Below are 14,851 nucleotides of genomic sequence, written 5' to 3'. Positions count from 1 at the left end.
CATGGAAGGGCTGTCTCGTCCTCAGCACGTGGACGACCATGACGACGGCGGGATCGGCGGGGGCGCCGGGTTCGAGGCGCTGCGGCCCCGGCTGCTCGGCGTCGCGTACGGGCTGCTCGGAAGCCTCGACGAGGCCGAGGACGTCGTGCAGGACGCCTGGCTGCGGCTGCGCCGCCACCGGGAGGAGGGCGGCGCGGAGATCGGCGACGTGGTCGGGTGGCTGGTGGTCACCGTCTCCCGGCTCGCCCTCGACGTGCTGCGCTCGGCCCGGCACCGCCGGGAGGAGTACGTGGGGCCGTGGCTGCCCGAGCCTGTTCTCACCGGTCCCGTGGCCGGTGGGCCCGTGGTTGGTGAACCCGGGCCCACCGAGCGGGTGACGCTGGACGAGTCGATCAGCATGGCCATGCTCGTCGTGCTGGAGTCGCTGAGCCCGGCCGAGCGGACCGCCTTCGTGCTGCACGACGTGTTCGGCCTGACGTTCACCGAAGTGGGCGAGGCGGTCGGGCGCAGCCCGGCCGCCTGCCGGCAGCTCGCCGCCCGGGCGCGGACGCACGTCGCGTCCCGCGCTCCCCGGTTCGACGTGGATCCCTCCGCGCACCGGCGGGTGGTGGACGCCTTCGCCCGTGCCTGCCTCGGCGACGACATCGGCGCGCTGCTCGCGCTGCTCGATCCGGAGGTCGTGCTGCGCAGCGACGGCGGCGGAGTGGTGCGCGCGGCGCGGCGGCCGGTCCTGGGCGCCGCGAAGGTCGCCCGGCTGCTGACGGGCCTGCGCAGGTTCGGCCGATTCGAGCTGGTGCCCGCCTCGGTGAACGGCCGGCCCGGGCTGCTGCGCTACCGCGAGGGGCGGCTGGTGACGGTGATCGGGCTCACCGTCGCGGGCGGCCGGATCACCGCCGTCGACATGGTCCTGAACCCGGAGAAACTCGCCCGCCTGACGCGGGCCGACGAGACGAGGAACCAACGATGACCGCGAGAATCAGTGTGCGTGAGCTGGCCCCTGAGGCGATCGAGGCGATGCGGGGGGTGGAGCGGTTCCTGCACGGGTGCGGCCTGCCGCACGCCATCCTGGAGCTCGTGAAGATCCGGGCCAGCCAGATCAACGGCTGCGCGTTCTGCCTGGACATGCACGTCCGGGACGCGAAGAAGGCCGGGGAGAGCGACGAGCGGCTGTGGTCGGTGGCCGCCTGGCGGGAGGCGCCGTACTACACGGACGCCGAGCGGGCCGCGCTGGCGCTGGCCGAGGCCGGGACCCGGCTCGCCGACCGGCCCGACCCGGTGCCGGACGACGTCTGGGCGGAGGCCGCGCGGCACTACTCCCAGGAGGAGCTGGCCGCGCTGGTCGTGGCCGTCGCGCAGATCAACGCCTGGAACCGGATCTGCGTCATCAGCCGTACGGTCCCCGGCTCGGGGGTCTGACCTGGCCGGACCGGGAGAACGGCCGGTCGTGGGAAAACGGGAGGACGGCGGCGGGCGGGGCGAATAGTCTGCAGGTGTCACGGAAGGACAAGGGCCATGAGACGTACTAGGATCCACCGGCCTCGCCGAATCCGCCGTCCCGCCGCCGATCTCGACCTGCGCACCCCCTCCGGACGACGCCTGCCCTACTGAGACTCCTGTGACGGTTGAGGCTTTACGCCCGCTTTACCCGTCCTCCTGTATCTATTCGGAAAGGTAACGGAACCATCACGGTCGGGGGGATGCAACATGGTCACGGTGGTGCCGTCGCTCGCCAAGGTCAGGGACATCAGGTCCGCACTGCGCCGTAGGCCCAAGCAGGAGAGGAAGATCGTCGACCTCAAGGCCTACACGGGCGGGAACGTCATCCGTTTTCCACGGACGTCGGGTCCCGCCTCGCGGCCCGAACCTGCGTGACGCGGAGCGCGCGGCCCGCCCGGCGTGCCCGCCGGGCGGGCCGCGTGTTTCACGCCGACGACTGGTTGAATGTCCCCTTATGAGCGATCCGTCCGCCTCTTCGTCCGCCCCTTTGTCCGGCACGGAGCGGACCCGGCACCGCCGTCTGCGCGAGCAGGGCCGCACCGGCCGGGAGGCGCTGTTCGACGTGCTCCGGGCCGGGTTCGTCTGCCATCTGGGCGTGGTGGTGGACGGCGACCCGATGGTGGTGCCCACCGTCTACGGCTTCGACGCCGAGCATCTCTACGTACACGGCTCGGTGGCCAGCCAGAGCCTCACCCGGGGCGCGACGGTCTGCGTGACGGTCACCCACGTGGACGGCCTCGTGCTGGCCCGCTCGGTCTTCGAGCACGGGGTCAACTACCGCAGTGCGATGATCTACGGCGTGCCGCGCGTGCTGGAGGGCGACGAGAAGCTCGCCGCCCTGCGCCTCCTGACCGAGCACGTCGCCCCCGGCCAGTGGGACCACGCCCGCCAGCCGGACCGCAGGGAACTCGCCGCGACCAGGATCCTCGCGGTCCCCCTCGACGAGGCGTCGGTGAAGGTGCGGGAGGGCCACCCCGACGACGCCGACGACCCGCACGACGTCTGGGCCGGAATCCTGCCGCTCGCCACATCGTGGCAACCCCCCATAACCGACCCCCCGGCAGCCCACCACCCCATCCCCCCGCACATCCTCACCCGCCCCGGCCCCTGAACGAGGAAGCTCCCAGCCGTGGGACTTCACCGCAGCTTCTGCGTGCGACGAAAGGACACCGTGAGTATCCGTCCGACTGCGTAAAGTATGCGCCGTGCCGTCCTCCCACCACAGCTTCACCGGAATCGATGCCGACTCCTGGGTCGCCTTCATCGACGAATCAGAGTCCAACCAGCGACTCGACCCGCATGTCTATCTTCTTGCCGCAGTCACCGTTCGCCGCGCCTCACTTGTAGCGATCCGCCGGCGCATGGCCGACCTCCGCTTGGACGGCCAGCGCAAGCTGCACTGGGCCAAGGAGTCTGCGTGTCGGCGCATGGAGATCATGACCGTCCTGGAGGGCCTCGACGTGCTCTTCGGTGTCGTGGTGCACGAGGGCGACCCGGACGCGAGCATGGAACGACGGCGTCGGAAGTGCTTGGACCGATTGCTGTGGGAGTTGTCGAGGTCGGGAGTCGCAGAGATCGTCCTTGAATCCCGTGAGGCATCGCAGAACAAAAAGGATCGGGATCTCATGGACGCGCTGCTCGCGCGACGCCGGGTGCCCGATCGAGCTCGCGTCCGGCACATGGCCGGTGCGTTGGAGCCGTTGCTTTGGATGGCGGACTGCCTGGCGGGAGCAGTGGTGGCGAGTCGCATCGGCGATCCCGGTTACATCAAGCGACTGGACGGCCGTATCGAGATTTACTACATAGGCCCATGAAAGCCGCGAGCCCGGGACCCCACCGTCCGGAGGGATCTTCCCGGGCTCACTTCCAACCGCTCCTAAAAGCGGCGGCGTCGTCACTCATGGTACTCGGCTCGTGTCCCCGCGTCGAGTGAGTGGCGAGGACATCGTGAACACCTGCCGCGGGCTCGGGTGAGCGAGCACGCGGGAAATCGCCGCGGACCGCTTCTCGCTGTCGTCAGTCCGCGTCCTCCCACTCCTCGCCCCACCGCGCGACGTCGTCCAGGATCCGCCCGAGCGCGAAACCGCGGGGCGTCAGGGCGTACTCCACGCGCGGCGGCTTCTCCGGGTGCACCGTGCGGGTGACCAGTCCGCGCTCCTCCAGGGCCTGCAGACGGTCGGCCAGCGTCTTGGGACTGATCCCGGGCAGCGCCTGCCGAAGCTCGCCGTACCGCTTGACGCCGTCGAGCAGGTGCCAGATGACCAGCGGCGTCCACCTGCTGCCGACGAAGGTCAGCGTCCGGGTGACGACGCATTCTTCGGGCGTGATCGGCCGCGGTGCCTGGTCTGTTTCCATGACTGTAGTTACTACAGCAAAAGTGCCTACTTCAAAAGATGAAACATTGGCCTTACCGTCGGCCGCATGACGAAGATGATCGTTGCTGTGCACGGAGCGACCGGAACCCAGGGCTCTCCCGTCGTATGGAGGCTGCGCGCGCTCGGGCACCAGGTCCGGCCGCTGAACTCCGCCTCCGCCGATCTGGCCGACGCCGCCTCCCTCGCCGCGGCGTACAAGGGCGCCGACGCGGTCGTCGTGCAGCTTCCGCAGGTGTTCGGCGAGATCGCCCTGCGGCACGCGGCGTCGGTGCTCGCCGCTCTCTGCGAGGCCGGCGTGCCGCGGGTGGTGTTCAATCCGGGGATGCCTCTGCCGCCGGCCCCGGTGGGCGTCCCGTTCGTCGACGCCCGGGTCCTGCTCGCCCGGGACCTGCCCGTACGGGTGGTCGCGTCCGTGATCGGCCCCGCGGGGCCGTACCTGGAGAACCTGGCGCAGCCCTGGTCGGCCCGGCGCGTCCGCGAGCACGGCGAACTCGTCTATCCGCTCCCGGCGGAGGCCCCCGTGCCGTGGTCGGCGCTCGACGACCTGGCGGACGCCGTCGGCGCGGCGCTGACGGGGGCCGAGCCGCCCGCGCGGCTCGTCGTGACGGGCCCGGAGGAGGTCACCGGTGACCGGATCGCCGCCGCCGTGGCCTCCGCCGCAGGAAGGCCGGTGCGCTACCTGCGGGTCGAGCCCGCCGACTACGCCCGGCTCATCACGCCGGTCGTGGGCCGCGAGGCGGCCGAGGGGATCGCCGGGTTCTACGCCCCGGCCGCGGCGGCCACGCCGCCGCCGATCCCGGAGGGGCGGCTCCACCGGGGGACGACGACGGTGGAGCGGTGGGCCGCACGCCAGGCGTGGCGGTGAGGCCCGCCCGGTAAGCGGGCTGCAACCTCCGCGCAGGCGGCCCGCCGTACGAATACGCCATGGACCTGTACATGTGGACGGGCGATCGGCGGACGGGCCGCACCCTCGTGTGGGCGGCGACGGCGGTGCCGCTGCTCGTCGCGCTGCTGGTGGTGCTCGTCGTGTCGACGACGGACACGATGCTCGGCTCGCCTTCCTCCTTCGACGGCGTCCGGACCCTCGACGTGCGAACGGACCACGGAGACGTCGAGGTCGTGGGCGCCGACGTGACCGAGGTGCGGGTGACCCGTCGCGCGCGGGGGGCGGGCCCCCGCGTGGAGTCGTGGGGCGACGGCTCGCTGACGGTCGGACTGGTGTGCGACGACACGGGTTCGATCTGCGGCCCGATCAGGGACACGGCGGAAAGCCACACCGACTACGCGTTCGTGGTGCCGCGCGACATCGAGGTCACGATCCGCAGCGATCACGGCGACGTCACCGTACGCGGCGTGACGGGGAAGGTCGACGCGCGGACGGAGACCGGCCGCCTGCGGCAGGACGCCCCCGCGCCGGGGTGACCGCCCACCCGCCCGCCGGATCGGTGGTCACCTCGTTTCTCTGCCGGCTCCGCCGTCACGACCGCCCCCGTGCCGTCCGCACGATGCGGCAGGATGGAACCCGTGACGCCTTCCCCAGCGGTCGTCCAGCCGGACCGGGAACTCGTCGAAGAGATCCTGGACGAGCTGGACATCGAGCACACCATAGACGCAGAGGGCGACCTGGCGATCTCCACCGCCCACCTCACCATCTTCTTCCTGTTCGGCAAGGAGGGAGACCTGTTCACGGTCCGCACCTTCTACGACAGGCCGTACTCGGTCGACGACAAGCCGATGCTGCTCACCGCGCTCAACGAGTGGAACGCCGACACCATGTGGCCGAAGGTCTACACCTTCACCCAGGACAACGGCGCCCTCCGGCTGGTCGGAGACTCCCAGCTCTACATCGGCGCCGGAGTGACCAGGGAGCACCTGAGCACGGTGATCGCCCACTGGGTCAGGTTCTCGATCAAGTTCTACCGCTGGCTCACCGGCCGGATCGCCTTCGAGACCGACTAGTACCCGCACCGCGACCTGTCCCGGCCCGCGGCCGGCGTCAGGGGGTGACGGGCGTCCGCGGCCGCGGCGACACGCCCATCTGGGCGAACCACTGGCGCACACCCGGCACCTGCGCGGGATCGGCCGCCACCCGGGCCGCGTACTCATCGACGTCGACTTCCCTGCCCGTCGCGTCGCGCAAGGTGGCGGGGCCGGTCCACGACAGCGTCCACCGGGCCCTTCCGCCGCCGATCAGCACGCCCTCGACGGCGCGGGCGAGGACCTTGGCCACCAGGTCCGGCGACGGCTGCCATCCGAGGTGGACGAGCTCCTCGTGGAGGGCGGCGGCCTGGCCCCGGGCCAGCGCCTCCAGAGCGGCGTCCAGGGACGGCTCCGGCCCGCCCGCGATCCGCTGGCCGGCGGCCGACAGGTCCTGCAGCGCCTCGTCGTTGACGCCCATGTACATCCCCTGGGCGACCATCTCCTCCCAGGGCAGCGGGCGCAGTCTCAGTGCCTCCTCCGTCCAGAAGGTCTGCTCCACAGCGTGCGCGGCGATGGCGGGGTCCCGCAGAAGCGCCAGCGCGGGACGCGGGTCACGGGCGTGCGGAACGTCCTGCAGGACAGCGATCGCGGCCAGCCGCTCCGGCAGACTCGGGTGGGAGTCGTACGGCCCGGCCCCTTCGCCGCCTCCGTCCGCCTGGGCGATCTCCGTCCGACGCGCGTCGGTGAGGGCGTGGAAGCCGCCGAACAGGTCGGCCGGACGGCCGCCCGCCATGCCGGTCATGCCGACGTACTGCTCCATGAACAGGTTCCAGGCGTCCGCCGTGCCATGCACCTTGCGCAGGGCGTTCGCGGCGGCCTCACGGCTCGCGACAGCGGCCGCGAACCGGTCGGCCTCCAGCTCCTGCCGACGGGAGACGGCCTGGGAGACCCGCAGGAAGAGCCTGGCGTACAGGGAGAAGAGCTTCTGGATGAAGGCGTGGTTGCGCAGGGATGCGACCGCCGCCAGCACGGCGATCCTGCCGCGGTACACCGGCGCGCCCAGCCGCGTGTGCGCACCGCTGTAGTGACCGAGCTCGTGTCCCAGAACCGCGCGCATCTCGTCCACCGAAAGCGTCATCAGCAGGGGCAGGCCGATGTACATGACGCGCCGGCCCGCCCGCAGCCCCAGCCAGCTCGTGTCCTCCCTCACCGCCGCGTTCACCTCGGCGACCAGCCTGATCTCGTCCGGCGGGCGGGTCCCCACCCGCGCGGCCAGCTCCTCGACCGTCTGCCAGAGCACCGGCTCGTCCCCCCGGCCGACCGCGACGCCCGGCTCCTCCTGGCGTCCGCGGCGGTTGACCAGGATGAGGCCACGCAGCAGCGCCAGGGCGGCAAGGGTGAGCACGATCGCGACCTTCACCGAACCCGCGGTGACGTGCCGCATGACGGCGACGTCGACGAGCACGGCGGCCCCGAGCACGGCTGCGACCAGCACGTAGAAGCCCGCCAGCAGGCCGAATGCGACTGTGGCGCGGAAGGCGGTGACCATGCCATGACTCCGGTGATGATGAGGACGAGAGGCAGAAATTAACGGATCTTGTCGGATTTGTCATCCAGATGGCAAAGGCCGTACGGCCCGCGCACCTGCCGGCGGAAAGCAGATCATCGCCTTGCCGGTACCGTCCTCGCCGTGGCAACGCCCACCGGGGCGGAGGGTGTCTTCAGGGAGCGGTCGCAATCGCGCCCACGCCGATCTCGTCGGCATCGCCGGCATCGCCGGCGAGCGGATCTACGACAACGTCAGGCCGGCGGCGTCCCCGGCAACCCCTGCGACCGCGGCGCACGGAGCCCGTCGAGCACGACGCGCAGGTTACGGCCCCACTGCTCGTCCCCGGCCCGGAGCCTGAGTGTGCGCGGGCCGGTCGCCACCGCCGCCAGCAGGAACGGCACGTCCTGCCAGGCCACGTCGCTCCGCATCACCCCCGCCTCCTGCGCGCGCTCCACCAGAAGCCGCACGCTTTCCTGGATTCGGCCGAGGACCGGGTAGAGGTTCGGCCCGCACGCGCCGCCGACGGCCTCGCGGATACCGCAACTCTCCGCGCGCAGCCGCACGTACGCGACAGCGAAGGTCTCGAATCCGTGCCAGGGGTCGGGGTCGGCGGCGGCGTTCGCGGCCAGGTCGGCCATCTCCGCGAACACCTCGTCGAGGACCGCCTCCAGCAGCGCCTCGCGGGAGGACACGCGCCGGTAGAAGGTGCCGATGCCCACACCGGCCCTGCGGGCGATCTCGTGCGCCGTGACCTCGACTCCTATCTCGGCCACCGCCGCCCGGGCGGCCTCCACGAGCCGCTCCATGTTGCGCCGCGCGTCGGCACGTGGCGTCCGCCCTTGCTCCGCCGCCAGCAGGGCGCCGACCGCTCCGTCCCGGCTGCTCATGACCGCAGCCTACCAACCGGACTCAGCGCGTCCGGTTATGCTTGGTCGTAACCGGACGACAGAAGTCCGCTTATTGGGTGGAGGCGGGAAATGAGCAGTATCCGGGTGGGCATCGTCGGCGCCAACCCCGAGCGCGGCTGGGCGGTGCGCACGCACGTCCCGGCGCTGCGGACGCTGCCGGATTACGAGATCACGGCCGTGGCGACCAGCCGGGAGGACAGCGCCCGGGAGGCCGCGCGCAGGTTCGGCGCCGCGCACGCGTTCACCGACCCCCGGGCCCTGGCCGCGCATCCCGAGGTGGACGTCGTCGTCGTCACGGTCAGGGTCCCCCGGCACGCGGAGCTCGTCGGCGCCGCCCTGGAGGCCGGCACCCACGTGCTGTGCGAGTGGCCGCTGGCGCGGACGACCACCGAGGCGCGCGACCTGCTCGACCAGGCACGCGCGGCCGGCGTACGGCACGCGCTCGGGCTTCAGGGCCGGTTCGCCCCCGCCGTGACGTACGCCCGCGACCTGCTCCGGGACGGCGCGGTGGGCCGGGTCACCTCGGTGAACGTCCACTCGGCGGTCGGCAAGGGCGCGAACGGCAGGCTGCCGTCCTGGTCGGCGTACACCGTCACCCGCGTCGGCGCGGCCGGCCTGCTGGAGGTCGTGGGCGGGCACACGCTCGACGTCGTGGAGCACCTTCTGGGTGGCGTCGCCTCCCTGTCCGCCACCCTCTCCGTCCAGCGCCCGCAGTACACGATCGAGGAGAGCGGCGAGACGATCGAGGCCGACACCCCCGACCAGCTCCTGCTCTCGGCGACCATGACGAGCGGCGCCGTGGTCTCCCTGCACCTCCACAGCGGCAAGGTCACCGAGCCGGGCACGCGAATCGAGATCTCCGGCACCGAGGGCGACCTCTCGCTCGTGTCCACCGGCCCCGGCAGCCCGTACGGCGTGCAGATCGGCGAGCTGCACCTGCGCGGGACGGCGGGGGGCGCGTGGAAGGAGCTGCCCGTTCCCGAGGAGTACGTCCCGGTGCCCGAGGCGGCGGGGGACGCGCGCAACGTCGCCGGGCTCTACGCCGCTCTCGCCGCCGACCTCCGCACCGGCGGAGGGAGGGTGCCGGACTTCGCGCACGGCCTGCGCCTGCACGGCCTGCTCGACGCGATCCGCCGCTCCGCGGAGACCGGCACCCGCCAGACGGTCGCCCCTGCCTGATCCGTCAGCCTCGCGCGAGGGCGTCACGCAGCTCGGCGACGGTGAGACGGGGGCCGTAGGCGGGCTTGTCCCGCTGGAAGCGGCGTCCCTCCGCGAGCGGGCCCGCGTCGACCACGTCGAAGCCGAAGGAGTCGATGAGCTCGGCGACCTGCCGCTTGGCCTCGGCGTCGTCACCCGCGATGGGCAGCGCCCGCCGGTTCTCCGCGCCGGCGGGCAGACCCTGCTCGGCCAGGTGAACATGGGCGATGGAGTTGAATGCCTTCACGACGCGGGCCTCCGGCAGGTGCGCGGCGAGCACCTCGCTGTCACTGGTCTCGTCCGAGTCGATCTCGGGGAAACGACCGTCCCGCTCGAAGTAGTAGTTGTTCGTGTCGATCACCGTCTTGCCCTTCAGCGGCTCGGCCGGGACCTCCCGGTACCGCCCGAAGGGGATGGTGACGACGACGATGTCGCCCGCCTCCGCGGCCTCGGCCGGGGTGGCCGCGCGCGCGTCCGGGCCGAGCCGGGCCACGAGTTCGGTGAGCGTCTGGGGCCCGCGGGAGTTGCTCAGCACCACTGAGTGGCCGGCGTCGACCGCCAGCTTCGCCAGGGTGCCGCCGATCTTCCCGCTGCCGATGAATCCGATGACCATGGCTGCGGCAACACGGGAACCACCGGTGCCATTCCCGGCCGGAGGACGTCCGGTCCTCTCCGGCACGCGCGAAGGGGACCGGCGAGTCCGCCGGCCCCCTTCGCTCACGGGGTTCGAACCGTAGGTCAGCTGCAGCCGCTGGTGCTGCCGCAGCCCTCGCAGACGTAGCAGCTTCCGGCCGGGCGCATCTTCGTGCCGCAGGTCATGCACAGCGGCGCGTCCGCCGTACGGCCCTGGTGGCTCTCCAGCGAGGCCCCGGCCCGGCGCGGCTCGGGCGCCGCCACCGGCTCCACGTGGTTCTCGGCCGGCGCGTCGGCACGCTTCTCGATGGGCGCCGACTGGGCCAGGGCGGCGGTGTCGACGTCCTGGATCGCGGCCGGGTCCTCCCCGCGCTGCTGCGCGGCCCGCTCGGAGGCGGAGAAGATGCCCAGGGCCGCCCTGTCCTCGTACGGCAGGTAGTCGAGCGCGAGCCGCCGGAAGATGTAGTCCATCACGGACTGCGCCATCCGGACGTCCGGGTCGTCGGTCATGCCGGCGGGCTCGAACCGCATGTTGACGAACTTCTGCACGTACGTGTCCAGCGGCACGCCGTACTGGAGGCCGATCGAGATGGCCACCGAGAAGGCGTCCATGACCCCCGCGAGCGTGCTGCCCTGCTTGGACATCTTGAGGAAGACCTCGCCCAGGCCGTCGTCAGGGTAGGACGAGGCGGTCATGTAGCCCTTGGCCCCGCCCACGGTGAAGCGGGTGGTGGTGCTGGGCCGCTGGTTCGGCATCCGCCGCCGGGTCGGCCGCGCGACCTCCACGACCTGGACGACCGGCTCCTTCGTCTCCGGAGCCGCTTCCTCGGAGGCGTCCTCGGAGGTCTTCTTCGCGATCGACAGCGGCTGGCCGACCTTGCAGTTGTCGCGGTAGACGGCCAGCGCCTTGAGGCCGAGCCGCCAGCCCTCCAGGTAGACCTGCTCGATGTCGTCGACCGTGGCCGCCTCGGGCAGGTTCACGGTCTTGGAGATCGCGCCGGACAGGAACGGCTGGACCGCCGCCATCATCCGGACGTGGCCCATCGGGGCGATGGCCCGCTCCCCCATCGCGCAGTCGAACACCTCGTAGTGCTCCGGCCGCAGGCCGGGGGCGTCCACGACGTGACCGTGCTCGGCGATGTACTCGACGATCGCCTCGACCTGCTCCTCCAGGTAGCCGAGCCGGCGCAGCGCGCGCGGGATCGTCTGGTTGACGATCTGCATGGAGCCGCCGCCGACGAGCTTCTTGAACTTGACCAGCGCCAGGTCGGGCTCGATGCCGGTGGTGTCGCAGTCCATCATGAGCCCGATGGTTCCCGTGGGCGCCAGCAGCGAGGCCTGCGCGTTCCGGTATCCGTTCTTCTCACCGGTGCGAAGGCATTCCTGCCACTGCCGGGTGGCCTCGGCGTGCAGGCCCTTGTCCATGTCGTCGAGGGTGCGCAGGTTGTCGTTGGCCGCGGCGTGCTTGCGCATGACCCGCTTGTGCGGCTCCGCGTTGCGCTGGTAGCCGTCGTACGGGCCGACGATCCCGGCGAGCTCGGCCGAGCGGCGGTAGGAGACGGCGGTCATCAGCGAGGTGATGCCCGCGGCGATCGCCCGGCCCCCGTCGGAGTCGTACGCGTGGCCGGTCGCCATCAGCAGCGCGCCCAGGTTGGCGTAGCCGATGCCGAGCTGCCGGTACGCCCGGGTGGTCTCGGCGATCTTCCGCGTCGGGAAGTCGGCGAAGGTGATGGAGATGTCCATCGCCGTGATGATCAGCTCGGTGATCTTCACGAAGTTCGCGACGTCGAAGCTGTCGTCGTCGCGCAGGAACTTCAGCAGGTTGATCGAGGCGAGGTTGCACGAGGAGTTGTCCAGGTGGACGTACTCCGAGCACGGGTTGCTCGCCGTGATGCGCCCGGTCTCCGGGCAGGTGTGCCAGTCGTTGATCGTGTCGTCGTACTGCACGCCCGGGTCGGCGCACTCCCAGGCGGCCTGCGCCATCTTGCGGAACAGCGACCGGGACTCCACCTCCTCGATGACCTCGCCCGTCAGCCGGGCCCGCAGGCCGAAGTTCGACCCGGCCTCCACGGCGCGCATGAACTCGTCCGAGACGCGGACCGAGTTGTTGGCGTTCTGGTACTGGACGGACACGATGTCCTTGCCGCCGAGGTCCATGTCGAACCCGGCGTCGCGCAGCGCGCGGACCTTGTCCTCTTCGCGCGCCTTGGTCTCGATGAACTCCTCGATGTCGGGGTGGTCCACGTCGAGGACGACCATCTTCGCCGCCCTGCGGGTGGCGCCGCCCGACTTGATGGTCCCGGCGGACGCGTCGGCGCCGCGCATGAAGGACACCGGGCCGCTGGCCGTGCCGCCGCTGGACAGCAGCTCCTTGGACGAGCGGATCCGGGAGAGGTTGACCCCCGAGCCCGAGCCGCCCTTGAAGATCACGCCCTCTTCCTTGTACCAGTCGAGGATCGACTCCATCGTGTCGTCCACGGCGAGGATGAAACACGCGCTCACCTGCTGGGGGGAGCGGGTGCCGACGTTGAACCAGACCGGGGAGTTGAAGCTGAAGACCTGGTGGATCAGGGCGTGCTTGAGCTCGTGGTCGAAGATCTCCGCGTCCTCGTCGGAGGCGAAGTAGCCGTTCTCGACGCCGGTCCTGGTGTAGACGCCCACCACCCGGTCGACGAGCTGCCGCAGGCTCGACTCGCGCTGCGGGGTGCCCACCGCGCCCCGGAAGTACTTGGTGGTCACGATGTTGGCCGCGTTGACCGACCAGGAGGCGGGGAACTCCACGCCGTGCTGCTCGAAGTTGACCGAGCCGTCGCGCCAGTTGGTCATCACGACGTCGCGCCGCTCCCAGCGGACCTCGTCGTACGGGTGGACGCCCGGCGTGGTGAAGATGCGCTTCATCTTCAGGCCCTTGCGCGGACGCTTCGCTCCCCGGCCTCCCGCACCCGCCGCTGTGCCGCTCACGGTCTCCGTCATGACTTCCCCCTCCCGGGGCCCGATGGAGCCCCTCTTTCCGACCACGCTCGTTACACCCTCATCGTCGCGCCGCACGGCTCGCTCCTCGCCCCGCCCGCCGGCGCCGGCGGCTACTCCCCGCCGCCGTGGGCCGCCCTGAGCCGCTCGATCTCCGCTTCGAAGTCCGCCAGCGTCTCGAAGCTCCGGTAGACCGACGCGAACCGCAGGTACGCCACCTCGTCCAGGTCGCGGAGCGGGCCGAGGATGGCCAGCCCCACCTCGTGCGAGGCGATCTCCGCGGCGCCGGTGGCCCGGATGGTCTCCTCCACGCGCTGCCCGAGCTGGGCGAGGGAGTCCTCGCCGACCGGGCGTCCCTGACAGGCGCGCCGTACGCCCGCGACGACCTTCTCCCGGGAGAACGGCTCGGTGACGCCGCTGCGTTTGCTCACCATCAGCAGGACGGTCTCCTGCGTGGTGAACCTGCGCCCGCATTCGGGGCAGGTGCGGCGGCGGCGGATGGCCGCGCCGTCCTCGGCTGCGCGGCTGTCCACGACCCGTGTGTCCGGGTGGCGACAGAACGGACAGTGCACTTCATCGCCTCCCTGAACGCCCATCCCGAACACAAGGTGTAGTGAACTTACACCGCTGTGACTACTAGATGTTGGGGTCCAACGGTAGAAGTGCCCGTCCTTGAACGCAAGTCGAACCGGGCGTGGCGGGGGAAGTTCCTGCTCGGCGGGCGTGTCGCCCCATCCGTCCCACCCGCCTCCCCTGCCCCGGGCACGAAGGAATAGGCCGTGCGGCTTTTTCGGGTCCCGATTTCCCCATTCCTTCTGAGCTGGGCGTACGACCGGCCGAGAAGATCGGGTAAATCGAACACGGGATCGATCGAACTCCCGTACGATGAGGAGAACGGCGAGATCGGCGATTTCGCTGGATATCGAACAATTGTTTGACGCTGATCTTGAATCGCGCTACGGTCGCTCTGTGCGACATGAGGAACACGGATTGAGAGGTGGCATCGTGAGTGACCGAAGTGAGCAGGCGAATGGCGTCGGCGACCTCGCGGTTCGTCGGCGTGACTCGCTTGGCCTCACCCCCAGGCAGCGGAAGATCCTCGAGGTGATCCGCGACTCGGTCCAGCAGCGCGGCTATCCGCCGTCCATGCGGGAGATCGGGGAGGCTGTCCAGCTGACCAGCACCTCCAGCGTGTCGCACCAGCTCACGGCGCTCCAGCGTAAGGGCTACCTCCGCCGGGACCCGCACCGCCCCCGGGCGCTGGAGGTCAGGCTCCCCGGTGAGCCGGTCCTGTGGGTGGACCCGGACGCCGCCGAGGAGGAGAGCGGCTTCAACCGGCCCACCGCGGCGTACGTGCCGCTGGTCGGCCGCATCGCCGCCGGTGGCCCCATCCTCGCCGAGCAGAGCATCGAGGACGTGTTCGCGCTCCCCAAGCAGCTTGTCGGCGAGGGCACGCTGTTCCTGCTCCAGGTCTCCGGCGACTCGATGATCGAGGCCGCCATCGCGGACGGCGACTGGGTCGTGGTGCGGCAGCAGCCGGTGGCCGACAACGGCGACATCGTCGCGGCGATGATCGACGGCGAGGCCACCGTGAAGACGTTCAAGCGCAAGGACGGGCACGTGTGGCTGGTGCCGCACAACCCGAACTACGAGCCGATCCCCGGTGACGAGGCCACCGTGCTCGGCAAGGTCACGGCCGTCCTGCGCAAGCTGTAGTCACGCGGCTGTAGTCACGCCCGTACCGGCGTCCCGCCGCGGGACGCCGGTATGGCTGCTTCCCGGATGACCGATATCCGGCGATT

16 protein-coding genes are annotated in these 14,851 nt (G+C 71.0%); 10 read left to right on the top strand and 6 right to left on the bottom strand.

Annotation, left to right across the window (positions count from 1 at the left end; translation table 11 throughout):
- Positions 1–28: 28 nt before the first annotated feature.
- The 5 genes from sigJ (at position 29) to HHX37_RS30555 (ending at position 3,311) form a co-directional block, all read left to right on the top strand.
- Positions 29–967, top strand: coding sequence for an RNA polymerase sigma factor SigJ (sigJ, locus tag HHX37_RS30575; protein ID WP_310740607.1), 939 nt, complete (start codon positions 29–31; stop codon positions 965–967).
- The gene (locus HHX37_RS30570; protein ID WP_182887658.1) at positions 964–1,416 is read left to right on the top strand and encodes a carboxymuconolactone decarboxylase family protein; all 453 of its coding nucleotides are present in this window, start codon (positions 964–966) and stop codon (positions 1,414–1,416) included. Before sigJ ends, HHX37_RS30570 begins: the two co-directional genes overlap by 4 nt.
- A 288-nt stretch (positions 1,417–1,704) precedes the next feature.
- Positions 1,705–1,872, top strand: a complete 168-nt coding sequence (locus HHX37_RS30565) for a hypothetical protein (protein ID WP_165900953.1) — start codon at positions 1,705–1,707, stop codon at positions 1,870–1,872.
- A 112-nt stretch (positions 1,873–1,984) separates the two neighbouring features.
- Positions 1,985–2,608, top strand: coding sequence for a pyridoxamine 5'-phosphate oxidase family protein (locus HHX37_RS30560; RefSeq protein ID WP_259406881.1), 624 nt, complete (start codon positions 1,985–1,987; stop codon positions 2,606–2,608).
- A gap of 94 nt (positions 2,609–2,702) precedes the next feature.
- The gene (locus HHX37_RS30555) at positions 2,703–3,311 is read left to right on the top strand and encodes a hypothetical protein (RefSeq protein ID WP_182887656.1); all 609 of its coding nucleotides are present in this window, start codon (positions 2,703–2,705) and stop codon (positions 3,309–3,311) included.
- A gap of 202 nt (positions 3,312–3,513) precedes the next feature.
- On the opposite strand, the gene HHX37_RS30550 is transcribed toward HHX37_RS30555, so the two are convergent.
- On the bottom strand, positions 3,514–3,852 hold the full coding sequence (locus HHX37_RS30550) for a winged helix-turn-helix transcriptional regulator (RefSeq protein ID WP_138462595.1): 339 nt from the start codon (positions 3,850–3,852) through the stop codon (positions 3,514–3,516).
- Positions 3,853–3,918: 66 nt separating this feature from the next.
- Here HHX37_RS30550 and HHX37_RS30545 point away from each other — a divergent pair, with 66 nt between their 5' ends.
- The 3 genes from HHX37_RS30545 (at position 3,919) to HHX37_RS30535 (ending at position 5,831) form a co-directional block, all read left to right on the top strand.
- Positions 3,919–4,737 (top strand): SDR family oxidoreductase, encoded by an 819-nt coding sequence (locus tag HHX37_RS30545; protein ID WP_182887655.1) that lies wholly within the window; start codon positions 3,919–3,921, stop codon positions 4,735–4,737.
- Between the two features lie 59 nt (positions 4,738–4,796).
- Positions 4,797–5,294 carry a hypothetical protein gene (locus HHX37_RS30540; RefSeq protein WP_182887654.1) on the top strand — a complete coding sequence of 166 codons (498 nt, stop codon included), beginning with the start codon at positions 4,797–4,799 and terminating at the stop codon, positions 5,292–5,294.
- Positions 5,295–5,396: 102 nt separating this feature from the next.
- Complete coding sequence (locus HHX37_RS30535) at positions 5,397–5,831, top strand: YbjN domain-containing protein (RefSeq protein WP_182876561.1); 435 nt, start codon at positions 5,397–5,399, stop codon at positions 5,829–5,831.
- Positions 5,832–5,868: 37 nt separating this feature from the next.
- Here HHX37_RS30535 and HHX37_RS37995 read toward each other — a convergent pair whose 3' ends face one another.
- Entirely contained in the window at positions 5,869–7,341 is a 1,473-nt protein-coding gene (locus tag HHX37_RS37995) for a M48 family metallopeptidase (RefSeq protein WP_182887653.1), read from the bottom strand.
- Positions 7,342–7,592: 251 nt separating this feature from the next.
- Complete coding sequence (locus HHX37_RS30525) at positions 7,593–8,228, bottom strand: TetR/AcrR family transcriptional regulator (RefSeq protein ID WP_182876563.1); 636 nt, start codon at positions 8,226–8,228, stop codon at positions 7,593–7,595.
- Between the two features lie 90 nt (positions 8,229–8,318).
- Between HHX37_RS30525 and HHX37_RS30520 the strand changes: the two genes are divergently transcribed.
- Positions 8,319–9,428: a Gfo/Idh/MocA family protein gene (locus tag HHX37_RS30520; RefSeq protein ID WP_182887652.1), complete on the top strand. Its 1,110-nt coding sequence runs from the start codon at positions 8,319–8,321 to the stop codon at positions 9,426–9,428.
- Between the two features lie 4 nt (positions 9,429–9,432).
- Here the strand turns inward: HHX37_RS30520 and HHX37_RS30515 are convergent, their stop codons facing one another.
- The 3 genes from HHX37_RS30515 to nrdR all read right to left on the bottom strand — a co-directional run bounded on the left by HHX37_RS30515 (position 9,433) and on the right by nrdR (position 13,621).
- Positions 9,433–10,059: an NADPH-dependent F420 reductase gene (locus HHX37_RS30515; protein ID WP_111697940.1), complete on the bottom strand. Its 627-nt coding sequence runs from the start codon at positions 10,057–10,059 to the stop codon at positions 9,433–9,435.
- A 125-nt stretch (positions 10,060–10,184) separates the two neighbouring features.
- Complete coding sequence (locus tag HHX37_RS30510; RefSeq protein ID WP_182887651.1) at positions 10,185–13,052, bottom strand: vitamin B12-dependent ribonucleotide reductase; 2,868 nt, start codon at positions 13,050–13,052, stop codon at positions 10,185–10,187.
- 110 nt (positions 13,053–13,162) lie between these two features.
- A complete protein-coding gene (gene nrdR, locus HHX37_RS30505; RefSeq protein WP_111697938.1) occupies positions 13,163–13,621 on the bottom strand; it encodes a transcriptional regulator NrdR in 459 nt (152 codons plus the stop codon).
- A 430-nt stretch (positions 13,622–14,051) separates the two neighbouring features.
- Between nrdR and lexA the strand changes: the two genes are divergently transcribed.
- Positions 14,052–14,765 carry a transcriptional repressor LexA gene (gene lexA, locus HHX37_RS30500; protein WP_373868689.1) on the top strand — a complete coding sequence of 238 codons (714 nt, stop codon included), beginning with the start codon at positions 14,052–14,054 and terminating at the stop codon, positions 14,763–14,765.
- The last annotated feature ends 86 nt before the right edge of the window (positions 14,766–14,851 follow it).

It is taken from the genome of Microbispora sp. H10885 (assembly GCF_014161415.1).
Taxonomy (GTDB): domain Bacteria; phylum Actinomycetota; class Actinomycetes; order Streptosporangiales; family Streptosporangiaceae; genus Microbispora; species Microbispora triticiradicis.
Note: the sequence above shows the minus strand (reverse complement) of the source record. Positions and strands in the feature narration are given on the sequence as shown.